The sequence below is a fragment of the Thalassospira sp. UBA1131 genome (assembly GCF_002311515.1).
In the GTDB taxonomy this organism is placed as follows: domain Bacteria; phylum Pseudomonadota; class Alphaproteobacteria; order Rhodospirillales; family Thalassospiraceae; genus Thalassospira.
In genome coordinates this window covers 74385-85508 of record NZ_DCAO01000132.1, presented here as the reverse complement: position 1 = coordinate 85508, position 11124 = coordinate 74385, and the positions used below count along the sequence as shown (strand labels likewise).

11 protein-coding genes are annotated in these 11124 nt (G+C 54.4%); 8 read left to right on the top strand and 3 right to left on the bottom strand.

Annotation, left to right across the window (positions count from 1 at the left end; genetic code table 11):
* Positions 1 to 293 precede the first annotated feature (293 nt).
* From B3Z49_RS21750 to B3Z49_RS21740, 3 genes are all read right to left on the bottom strand, one after another.
* A complete protein-coding gene (locus tag B3Z49_RS21750; RefSeq protein ID WP_296994905.1) occupies positions 294 to 1022 on the bottom strand; it encodes an SDR family oxidoreductase in 729 nt (242 codons plus the stop codon).
* 30 nt (positions 1023 to 1052) lie between these two features.
* Positions 1053 to 1784 (bottom strand): SDR family oxidoreductase, encoded by a 732-nt coding sequence (locus B3Z49_RS21745; protein ID WP_296994902.1) that lies wholly within the window; start codon positions 1782 to 1784, stop codon positions 1053 to 1055.
* Positions 1785 to 1870: 86 nt separating this feature from the next.
* The gene (locus B3Z49_RS21740; RefSeq protein WP_296994900.1) at positions 1871 to 2827 is read right to left on the bottom strand and encodes a sugar-binding transcriptional regulator; all 957 of its coding nucleotides are present in this window, start codon (positions 2825 to 2827) and stop codon (positions 1871 to 1873) included.
* A gap of 211 nt (positions 2828 to 3038) precedes the next feature.
* Between B3Z49_RS21740 and B3Z49_RS21735 the strand changes: the two genes are divergently transcribed.
* The 8 genes from B3Z49_RS21735 to xylB all read left to right on the top strand — a co-directional run bounded on the left by B3Z49_RS21735 (position 3039) and on the right by xylB (position 10926).
* Complete coding sequence (locus B3Z49_RS21735) at positions 3039 to 4472, top strand: extracellular solute-binding protein (RefSeq protein ID WP_296994897.1); 1434 nt, start codon at positions 3039 to 3041, stop codon at positions 4470 to 4472.
* 121 nt (positions 4473 to 4593) lie between these two features.
* Positions 4594 to 5472: a carbohydrate ABC transporter permease gene (locus B3Z49_RS21730; protein ID WP_296994895.1), complete on the top strand. Its 879-nt coding sequence runs from the start codon at positions 4594 to 4596 to the stop codon at positions 5470 to 5472.
* A 4-nt stretch (positions 5473 to 5476) separates the two neighbouring features.
* Positions 5477 to 6313, top strand: a complete 837-nt coding sequence (locus B3Z49_RS21725) for a carbohydrate ABC transporter permease (RefSeq protein ID WP_296994892.1) — start codon at positions 5477 to 5479, stop codon at positions 6311 to 6313.
* A gap of 4 nt (positions 6314 to 6317) precedes the next feature.
* Positions 6318 to 6578 carry a DUF2160 family membrane protein gene (locus B3Z49_RS21720; protein WP_296994890.1) on the top strand — a complete coding sequence of 87 codons (261 nt, stop codon included), beginning with the start codon at positions 6318 to 6320 and terminating at the stop codon, positions 6576 to 6578.
* Positions 6579 to 6581: 3 nt separating this feature from the next.
* On the top strand, positions 6582 to 7634 hold the full coding sequence (locus B3Z49_RS21715; protein ID WP_296994886.1) for an NAD(P)-dependent alcohol dehydrogenase: 1053 nt from the start codon (positions 6582 to 6584) through the stop codon (positions 7632 to 7634).
* 11 nt (positions 7635 to 7645) lie between these two features.
* On the top strand, positions 7646 to 8707 hold the full coding sequence (locus B3Z49_RS21710) for an ABC transporter ATP-binding protein (RefSeq protein WP_296994885.1): 1062 nt from the start codon (positions 7646 to 7648) through the stop codon (positions 8705 to 8707).
* A 7-nt stretch (positions 8708 to 8714) separates the two neighbouring features.
* The gene (locus B3Z49_RS21705) at positions 8715 to 9407 is read left to right on the top strand and encodes an HAD family hydrolase (protein WP_296994882.1); all 693 of its coding nucleotides are present in this window, start codon (positions 8715 to 8717) and stop codon (positions 9405 to 9407) included.
* 67 nt (positions 9408 to 9474) lie between these two features.
* A complete protein-coding gene (gene xylB / locus B3Z49_RS21700; RefSeq protein ID WP_296994879.1) occupies positions 9475 to 10926 on the top strand; it encodes a xylulokinase in 1452 nt (483 codons plus the stop codon).
* The last annotated feature ends 198 nt before the right edge of the window (positions 10927 to 11124 follow it).

Genomic DNA, 11124 nt, shown 5'->3' with positions numbered 1-11124 from the left:
GACACCGGATTGGCGATCAGCAAACAGATCCAGTTCTTTACCCAACAGGGCATGAACGTCCTGCGGCTTTGTCGAAACTGACCGCTGTGACAGTGAAGTACCTAAGTTTTCTGGAATTACGACAATTCGGAAACCGGCCTCCTAGTAAGATAGAACCTAGTTTGAGTATCAAACTTACTAATAAATCATTCACTTCGCACTTCTGATTTCTGCAAACCATAACAACACGATTTGGGCAGTTTTTTTTTGGCGCCTGCCCAAACAATCATGGCGTTAATGAAGTGACTATATGGCTAAATATCAAAGTTAGTCGGAAGGACGATCATATCGCGAATCGTGACGGTCCGCGGCCGTGACAGCATGTAAATTACCGCATCCGAGACCTCCTCTGGATCGAGCAATGCTCCGTTTTCCTTGGCTTTGCGCAGGTTTTCTTCCGGCCAGTCGGCCAGAAGGGCCGAAACGACAGGTCCCGGAGACACCTGGGCGACACGAATGCCGTGTTTATTAAGCTGACGGCGCATGGTCTGGACAAAGCAGGTCATCGCCCATTTTGATCCGGAATAAACCGGTTCCCACTGGATGGGCATATGCCCGGCAACGGAGGCAGTAACAATAATATCGCCAGTCCCGCGTTCCTGCATGTGCGGGATCACATCACGGACGTTTTTCATCACTGCATTGACGTTCAAATTCAGCATCCTGTCGATGGTTGCCGTATCGGTTTCAACCAGATCACCGCCGATATAAGACCCGGCATTACAATGCAGAATATCGATGTGATCGACCTTTTCCAGGATTTCGGGAACCATGGCCGCACAGCTGTCGACATCAAGAAGGTTAGTGTGCTGGGCAATCGCATTTTCTCCAAGATCGCCTGCCAACTCGGTAAGCGCATCCTTGTTGTAATCCACCATTACAACCTTTGCACTCGCGTCAAGTAACGCACGTGTAGTCGACAGACCAATGCCCGATGCGGCACCAGTGACAACGGCAATCTTGCCCTTAAGTGATTGAACCATAATATATCTCCGAAAGAATTAGGTTTGGGATCAGACAGCGAGAAAGCCGCCATCGACAGGAAGAACGGCGCCACTGACAAAGCACGCAGCATCATCAAGCAGCATGACGATGGCGCTTGCGACATCTTCGACCTCGGCAAAGCGGCCATGGGGATGGCGCACCATCATCGGTTCACTTTTAGCCGGGTCAGACCAAGAGTTCACCGCCAGTTCAGTCATGGTGATCGTCGGAGCCACCGCATTAACGCGGATGCCATGCGGGCCAAGTTCCCTGGCCATCACACGCGTCGCACCTTCGAGTCCGGCCTTGGACGCGGCATAGCACATATGGTCGACAAAGCCGCGGTGCCCAGCAATGGACGTGACATTGACAATCGCCCCGCCCCCGCCCGCCGCAACGCGCGCACGGGCGAACTCCTGAGCGCATATCAGGGCAGCACGCAGATTGATCCCCATGACGGTTTCATAGCCCTCATCGGTCATCCCAAGCACGCTTTCAAGAACGTTGGTCCCCGCGCAATTGATCAGGTAATCCACCGTACCGGCTGATTTCATTGCCTTGCGAGCCGCATCGCTATCGGCCAGATCGACGCAAATGCCCTCTGCCCCGATTTCACGCGAGAGTGCATCCAGATCGGATTGCGTGCGCGCCATGGCAACGACCGACGCGCCGCGTTTGGCCATGTTTTCGGCACAGGCACGCCCGATCCCCTTACCGGCACCGGTGATGATGACTTTCTTCCTTGAAAATATATCTGTCATATCTCGACGTTTTCCCTGATGTCAGATCGCGCAATGCCTTGTTTTTATTGACATATACCCTGTCTTATTGGCGTGCGCAGGATTGGTTATCTCATGGTTTCGAGTAAAAGCTCCGCCGTCAGGTCATCGGTCACAAGTGTGTCGACAAGCCCCCGCTTGATCGCGGCCCTGATGATCGGGACCTTATGCTTGCCTGCGGCGGTCAGGATCTTGTTGGGAATATCTGCCAGCGCATTCAGGTTCACCCCGACAGTGCGCGCGTTGAGCGGATGATCAATCTCGTTACCCTCGGCATCGAGGAAACGACCAAGCACATCACCGACCGCACCCGCATCACGCAATTCCTGCATGGTCACATCACGCGGCAAACCGTACTTGACCATGAATGACAGGTCGGAAACGTCACCAACCACCAGCAAGGCCGCATCTGCCGACATGCATCGCTCGATATGCGATGCATAGATTTCCTGGCTAAGGAACACATCCTTATCGACATCATCGGGCAGATAAATCGGCGCCACCAGATGGGAATAATTGGCATCAAACCGTTCGGCAAAGCCCGATGCAATGCTAAAGGCATTGAACGACGATCCGGCCGACGTCCCCCCCATCAGGGCAAGGATCTCAAGATCTGGAAGAGACTGAAGCGGCAAACGCTCCATGGCGCGCTGCAATGTTACACCCCATGAAACGCCAATTCTTTTCCACTGCTCGTTCTTGAGTGTTGTTGAAAGATAGTGGGCCAACGCCGCCCCGACAGGGGCGTGATAGTCATAATTGGCGTGATCAACCGGTACCACCAGTGCCTTGCCGACACCGGCAAGCTCAAGTCGTTTTTGTGCCTCAAGGCGGGTCACAAATGGTGACTCGATCTGGATTTTCACAATTCCAAGCGATTTCGCCTTTTGGATCGCCTGATTAACACGAAGACGCGTAACTCCCATATCGCGTGCGACTTCGGCCTGCGTCTGGCCGTTCACATAGTAACGCCAACAGACCTCGGTTACGAACCCTTCCCCGTCCTCAAGCGGCTCTCTTGGCATGCTTTATTTCCTCTCATGACCCTGCGCATTGCGGCAGTATGTTTTGTTATAGGTAGCAAACTAACAAATGTATTTAAAAAATTACAAATGAAAATTTTCACTTGCATGCAGTTTAATACATATGCATTCTTCCGGCGACTGGAATCGCGATTCCAAAGCAGCGCAAGACTGCTGATGGCGATATCCCATCATTCCAACGGGAGGAAAACCAATGAATTATGCACTTAAAGTGGGCGCGTCCGCTTTGGCGATGGCTGTTGCCTCAAGCGCGGCATATGCCGATGACGCATTCTGGAAAGAAGCCGCCAAGTCCTATCAGGATGTCACCCTGCGCGGTGTGACAGAGTCTACACCGCCCTCGAACTATATCCGTGAAGTTCTTGCACCGGAATTCGAAGAGCTGACCGGCATCCGGGTCGATATCGAAACCACGTCCTGGGATCAAATGTATGACAAGGCCATCAAGGACATGGAAGCCGGTACGGGCATCTATGACATGGTCTTCATCGAACAGGACATCGTCTACTCCTATCTGGCACGCGACTTCCTGACCGACACGACAAAACTTCTGGCCGACAACCCAGACCTGAAGGCACCGACTTATAGCGAAGACAACTTCACCACCTTTGCTGATTATTTCCGCGGTAAGAACGGTGATCTGTACGGCGTTCCGATGGAAGCGTTTATCAAGATCTATCTCTATCGCACCGATCTGTTCAATGATCCGGAGATCAAGGCGGCCTTTAAAGAGCAGACAGGTCGCGATCTTGTCCCGGCTAAGACCCATGAAGAATATGCCGAAATCGCACAGTTCTTCACCAAATGGGGTGAAGATCACGACATGGATTTGTGGGGCACGACCGCACAGGCCCATACCGGCCATCCTGCATCATGGTACGAGTTCTTTGAAACCATCGCACCGACCTATGGTGTCTATAACTGGGGCATCGATGCTGATAACAATTACGCGGCATCGGTCGCCAATGGCGGCGAAATGAACAGCGATGAAGCCAAGGAAGCCATGAAATGGTGGCTGAGCATGCGCGATATCGCGCCGCCTGAAAGTAACGCATCCACATGGACCGAAGTCGGCACCACCTTTGGTGCGGGCCGCGTGGCTCAGGGGCTGGTTTACGGCGAAAATGCCGGCTGGATTGCTGCCGATGAGACCAAGTCACTCGTTGTTGGCAATGTTGGCGTTGCCCTTCCGCCGATGGAAGACGGCATTCTTGAAGAAGTCGAAGGTGGCGAAGGCTACATCGGCTATTACGATGGCGGTGCATTTGGCATTCCTTCAACCTCAAAAAATCAGAAAGCCGCGATGCTATTCCTTCAATATATCGGTCAGGACGAAGTTCAGCCGGACTGGGCTGTTGCCGCACCGCGCGTGACCAACAAGACCACCTATGATGACCCCAAGGTTCAGGCGATGAACCAGGAACTTGGCGGCTATTATGACCTGCTACGTGACAAGGGATACCTGTTTGCCGGTGCCCCGGCATATCCGTTCCACGCTCAGGTGCGCGAAGCCACAGCCCCGATCCTTTATCAAATCCTGACCGGCGATCTTGGCCCGGAAGAAGGACTTGATCAGATGGCAGCCGAGGCCGAGGCCGAGCTGACCGACCTTGGCTATCGCAAATAGGTCTGTTTCCTGAGAACATCCCTCGTGGTCGTTGTCCATTCATCGGGCAGCGGCCACGAACTGACTTGGTCCTTTGAGGGGCCATGACAGCCTGACTGCATCTTTTTCCAGGGAGTAGACGATGCAATCCAACAAACTCGGTTGGATCCTCCTGGCCCCGACGCTGGTGATCCTGTTTTTTTTCGGTGTTTTGCCGTTTCTCTATGTCGTTTTTGTCTCGTTCCATCAATGGAACCCGTTTGCGGCATCACCTGAAATGATCTTTAACGGGGCGGAGAATTTTCGCCGCATTGTCTTTGATGAAGCCTTCCTCAATTCGCTCAGCGTGACTGTGGCGTTTGTGGTTTTTGCCGTGCTGTCCGAACTGATTATCGGATATCTGCTGGCACAGGCCTTCATGAAGGAATTCCCCGGAAAATCCATATTCCGCACCATTCATACCCTGCCCCTTATCATGGCGCCGATCATTGTGGGGTCCGTCTGGAAACTGATGACAACACCCTCAATCGGTATCATTCCGCATTATCTGGATGAGTGGTTTGGCATCACGATGAATATCGGCACATCGGCCCCTGCGGCCTTTATGACGATTGTCATCATGGATATCTGGCACTGGACGCCGCTTGTCACTCTGACATTGATTGCGGCACTTGTTTCCCTGCCGCGCGATCCGTTCGAGCAGGCCCAGATTGATGGTGCGAACAAAGCGCAGACCTTCTGGCACATTACCCTGCCGATGATCACACCGGCCCTGGTTGCAACGGTCTTTATCCGACTGATGGACGCCCTTCGTACCGTGGATGAAGTCTGGATGCTGACTGGCGGCGGGCCCGGGTCATCGACCCGTTTCCTTGGTGTCCATATCTTCAAGGAAGTCTTCCCCAAAACCAATTACGGGTACGGGTCAACCATTTCCGTGATCGTGCTTTACCTGACTATCGTGGCCTGCTGGCTGCTCTATGTCAGCATGCTGGCCCCGCGCAAGAACCGGAAGGGATAAGACCATGAAAAAGCGTAATCCGCTACTCACCACCCTCTTCTGGATCATGATCAGTCTGCTGACGCTGTTCCCGATCTATTGGCTGTTTGTCATATCGGTCAAACCGGCCGTGCAGCTTTTCAGCACTCCGGATCTGATCGTTAACAACCCCTATTGGGGCAACTATACCGAGGTGCTTGGCAACCGCCTGCTGCGCAGCTACATGGTCAATTCGCTGGTGATTTCGACCGGCAATGCCGTGCTTTGCACCGTGCTTGGTTTCTTTACCTGTTATGCCCTGTCGCGATTTGCCATCCGAGGCAAGGAATCGATCTTCTTCTGGACGATCACCAATCGCATGGCACCACCGGCGGTATTCCTGCTGCCGCTATTTCTTTTGATGACGCAGGTTTATCGCATCGGGGATTTTACCCTGCTTGATACCCGCATTGGCATGATTTTGGTTTACTGCACCTTTAACCTGCCCTTTGCCATCTGGACCTTGCGCCCGACGATTGATGCCATCCCGCGCGAGCTGGATGAAGCAGCCTATGTCGATGGCGCAAGCCCGTGGAAGGTAATCACCGAAATCGTCTTTCCGCTGTGCCGCCCGGGACTGGCTGTAACCCTTATTCTGACCTGGGTATTCGCCTGGAACGAATATCTCTTGGCGGCAACGCTGACCAATTTCGAAGCCCGCACCCTTACCACCGGTCTTTCGGAATATGTCACCACCACGGGGACGGAGTGGGGAATTATGGCGACCATTTCGGTCTTTACCCTGATCCCGGCCCTGATCGTGTTTGGTCTGGTGCAAAAACACATTGTCGCAGGCCTAACCTTTGGCGCGGTGAAAGGATAACACCATGACAAAGCAAAACGCGACACAGCTCGATACAGCACCTCTGACCGAGGAAGAAAACCAAAGGAAGCCGACCACGACGCAAGAACGTCAGGGCTTTCTGCCGATTGAGACCAACGCCTTTGACCGTTGTTTCATTTCGGTCGTGATCTGGGTGGCGATGTCGCTCTTCTGGTTCCGCTTTATCGAACCGATGGGCGCATCGATCTGGATTTCGAACTTCATTGCCCTTGCGATTGCCGTCCACATTGTCAGGAAAGGATAAGTCATGAAATCGCTGGTTCTTGAAAAAAAGGATGACATCACCCTGCGTGACTTTCCTGCCATTGATCGCGAGGAAGAGGTCCTGGGTCCGCGTGATGTCCGCATCAAAATGCATACTGTCGGCATTTGCGGCTCTGACGTGCATTACTACACCCATGGTCGTATCGGTCCATTTGTCGTCAAGGAACCGATGATCCTCGGTCACGAGGCATCGGGCACCGTTATTGAGACGGGGAGCGACGTCACAACCCTTTCCGTCGGGGACCGCGTCTGCATGGAGCCAGGCGTGCCCGACCCCAACAGCAAGGCCACCCGTCTTGGCATGTATAATGTTGATCCTGCGGTCCGGTTCTGGGCCACCCCGCCGGTACATGGCATATTGCGTCCGACCTGCGTTCATCCTGAAGCCTTTACCTTCAAACTGCCCGACAATGTCTCCTTTGCCGAGGCTGCGATGGTTGAACCATTGGCGGTCGGCGTGCACGCCGCAACCAAGGCAAAAATCAAACCGGGTGACATCGCCCTTGTGATTGGTGCCGGCCCTATTGGTCTTGTCACCGCACTATCTGCCTTGGCGGGCGGATGTGCACGGGTTTACGTCGCCGATCTTGCGGAAAAGAAACTTGAAATCGCCGCATCGCTAAGCCCGGCAATCACCCCGATTGATGTCAAATCGCAAGACATCACCGACATCGTCAAACGCGATACCGATGGCTGGGGCGCGGATGTCGTGTTTGAAGCCACTGGCTCGCCAAAGGCCGCCGCAGGCGTGTTTGAGCCGCTCTGTCCGGGGGGATGTGTTGTCATGATTGGCGGTCAACCCGACCCGATCAGTTATGACGCGGGTGCTGCCATGATCCGCGAAGCCCGGGTCGAAAACATTTTCCGCTATGCCCATGTGTTTCCGCGCTGCGTTGCCATGCTGAGCTCCGGCGCGATCGACGTCAAACCGCTTATCACCAGAACATTCGCATTCGAAGACAGCGTGCGCGCATTCGATATCGCGGCCTCCGCACCTCCGGCGGACGTCAAGCTGCAGATCGAATTGCCGCAATAGGGAGAAGCCTTATGGCCGATGTAAAAATAGAAAACGTAATCAAACGCTACGCCAATGTTCAGGTCATGCATGGTGTGGATGTCGATATCAAGGACGGCGAATTCGTTGTTCTGGTCGGGCCATCGGGCTGTGGCAAATCAACCCTGCTTCGGATGCTGGCCGGGCTCGAGGAAATAACGGATGGCACAATTTCCATCGGGGGGCGCGTTGTAAATGACGTCATCCCCAAGGATCGCGACATCGCAATGGTGTTCCAGAGCTACGCGCTTTATCCGCATAAAACGGTGTATGAAAATATCGGCTTTCCACTCAAGATGGCCAAGCATCCCGAAAGCGAAATAAAGGAAAAGGTCACCAACGCGGCTGAGATCCTTGACCTTGCCCACCTTCTGGACCGCTACCCCAAACAGCTTTCCGGTGGTCAGCGCCAGCGTGTCGCCATGGGTCGCGCCATTGTCCGTGATCCGCAGGTTTTCCTGTTTGATGAGCCACTTTCAAACCTTGATGCCAAGCTGCGCGTGACAATGCGTGTGGAGATCAAGGAACTCCATCAGCGTCTTGGCACAACCATCGTCTATGTCACCCACGATCAGATCGAAGCCATGACCATGGCCGACAAGATCGTTGTCATGCGTGATGGTCGGGTTGAACAGATCGGCACCCCGCTTGATCTCTATGACTTCCCAACCAACGTTTTCGTCGCCGGTTTCATCGGATCGCCATCGATGAATTTTGTCCATGGCAAGATCGGTGAGGCTGACGGTAAGAAGCATTTTGAATCTGATAACGGCCTGATCCTGCCGATCCCTGAAACCACCGCCGAAGTTGGCCAGGGTGTGACCTATGGCATTCGCCCGGAACATATCGATATCGGGGAGACCGGCATTGCGATGAAGGTCGTCGTCGTCGAACCGACCGGTTCTGAAACCCAGATTGTTGCCAAATCCAACGGCGATCTGATTGACGCCCTCGTCAAACAGCGTATCGCGGCGCGTCCGGGATCCGAGCTTTATTATGTGATTGATCCTGCCAATGTGCATTTGTTCGATCGTGACACCGAACAAAGGATCTAGAAGGCTGATGATGGACGTACCTAGCGCGGTTATTTTTGACCTTGATGGTTGTCTGGTCGACAGTGAACCATTGTCACTCGAAGTTATTGCAACCGAAATGAACAATCTTGGTATTGATGACGCCAGCATCCATTACGTGCGCGACAGGTTTCTTGGCGTCTCGATCCAAGACATTTGCAAGCATGTCTCGGACCGGCTTGGCAAAGCCTGTCCGGCTGATTTCACCGAACGGGTCGAAGACCGGCTCTTGGAGGAATACAAAACCCGACTACGCCAAATTCCCGATGCCGAAAACCTGTTGCGGCACCTAACCGATGCCGGGGTGAAAACCGCCCTGGCGACGGGAAGCTCGCTGCGGCGGATGGGGGCAACGCTTGATATCTCGGGCCTTGCGGTGCATTTCGCCGGCACGGCGTTCAGCGCCGATCAGGTCACCAATGGCAAGCCCGCCCCTGACCTGTTCCTGCTGGCTGCCGAAGGTATCTCTGTCCTGCCCGAAAACTGTGTGGTGATTGAAGATTCCCCACACGGGGTAAAAGGGGCGCGGGCGGCTGGGATGACTGCATTGGGCTTTATCGGCGGCGCACATTTGCATGACATTCGCGCAGATCAAAGTCAGGTGCTTCGTGATGCCGGGGCTTTGGAGATCTTTGAAAGCCTTCAGGAAATTGGCGACGAAATTCTACGCAGCCTTAAGTAAACTAATGCTATGACGTCACCACTAACACCGTGTTACCGGCTTCGATTTCAGCGATAAAGGCTATGGAATGACTTTTCTTGGTGTTGACCTTGGAACCTCTGGCGTCCGTTTGCTGCTGGTCGATGAAGACAGCCAACCGATCGGAGCTGCGGAACGCGCCTATCACGCGGCACATCCGCATCCAGGTTGGTCGGAACAGAACCCGGCAGACTGGATTGCCGCCCTGGAAGAAGCCATCGCAGAGCTTCGCGACAACTACCCACAATTTTCGGCCCTGCGCGGCATCGGCGTTGCAGGACATATGCATGGTGCAACGCTTTTGAATGACGCTGGTCGCCCACTTCGCCCATGCATCCTGTGGAACGATACGCGGTCCCACACCGAGGCCGCCCGTCTGGATGCCAAGGATCAGGTACGTGCCATTTCCGGCAACATCGTCTTCCCGGGCTTCACCGCCCCCAAACTCGAATGGGTGCACGAACATGAACCGGAAATATATGCCAAAACCGCCAAGGTCCTGCTGCCTGCGGCTTACCTCAATTTCTATCTGACCGGCGACTATGTCGCGGACATGTCTGATAGTGCCGGCACATCATGGCTTGATGTCGGCAGGCGGACCTGGTCCGATACCCTGCTTGATGCCGGGAACATGCGCCGTGACCAGATGCCACGCCTTGTCGAGGGCACAGAAGAAGCCGGTCGCTTACGCCCCGCCCTTCTTGATGCCTGGGGGCTGACTGGACCGGTATCAATTGCAGGTGGGGCTGGTGACAATGCTGCTGCTGCCTGCGGTATCGGCGCACAGGATGAAGGACAAGGCTTTGTCTCTCTTGGCACTTCGGGTGTGTTACTTGCATCCCGGGCTGGTTATCACCCGGCACCCGAAACGGCGTTGCATACATTCTGCCATACCATTCCGGGGCGCTGGTATCAGATGGGGGTCATGCTTTCCGCGACAGATAGCCTTAACTGGCTTGCCCGCATCACGGGTCAAAACCCGATTGAATTGACCACTGAGCTGGGTCAAAACCTCCAAAAACCGGGTTCGGTGCGTTATCTGCCTTATCTATCGGGTGAACGCACCCCGCACAATGATGCTGAAATCCGCGGCAGCTTTACCGGCCTTAGTACAGAAACCGGCCGTTCAGACCTGACACGTGCAGTCCTCGAAGGCGTTGCCTTTGGCCTGCGTGACAGTTTCGAGGCGCTTGTCGCCACCAATGCCAAATTCGATCAACTGATTGCTATTGGCGGCGGTTCGGCATCCCGCTACTGGATTGAGCTGATTGCAACCATCCTTGGCGTACCACTTTCGCTTCCCATAAGCGGTGAGTTTGGCGCAGCACTTGGGGCTGCTCGCCTTGGCATGACTGCTGCTACGGGCGCGGCACCAGACAGCATCATGACTATTCCAGAAGTACGTGAAACGATCGAACCCGATCAGGCCCTCCGCCAGGCTTTCGATGATGCCTATGACAAGTTCCGCGTGAGCTATCCGGCCATTCGGAGTTGCCAGTAGTCACCGTCACGGTCGATGCATCTGTTGGCAATTGTTGCCAGCATATAGCGACGATCGCGCCACGATCAGATACGCTTTCGCAATTCCGAACAAGGTGCCGCACAAGGAAGTAATGCTTAACAGGACAACGCTGCTCATATCTACCAGAAAAGGATGCAAAGTCCCCCGGAGCAAAAGGGCGGCTTCTGCCCCGGGGGG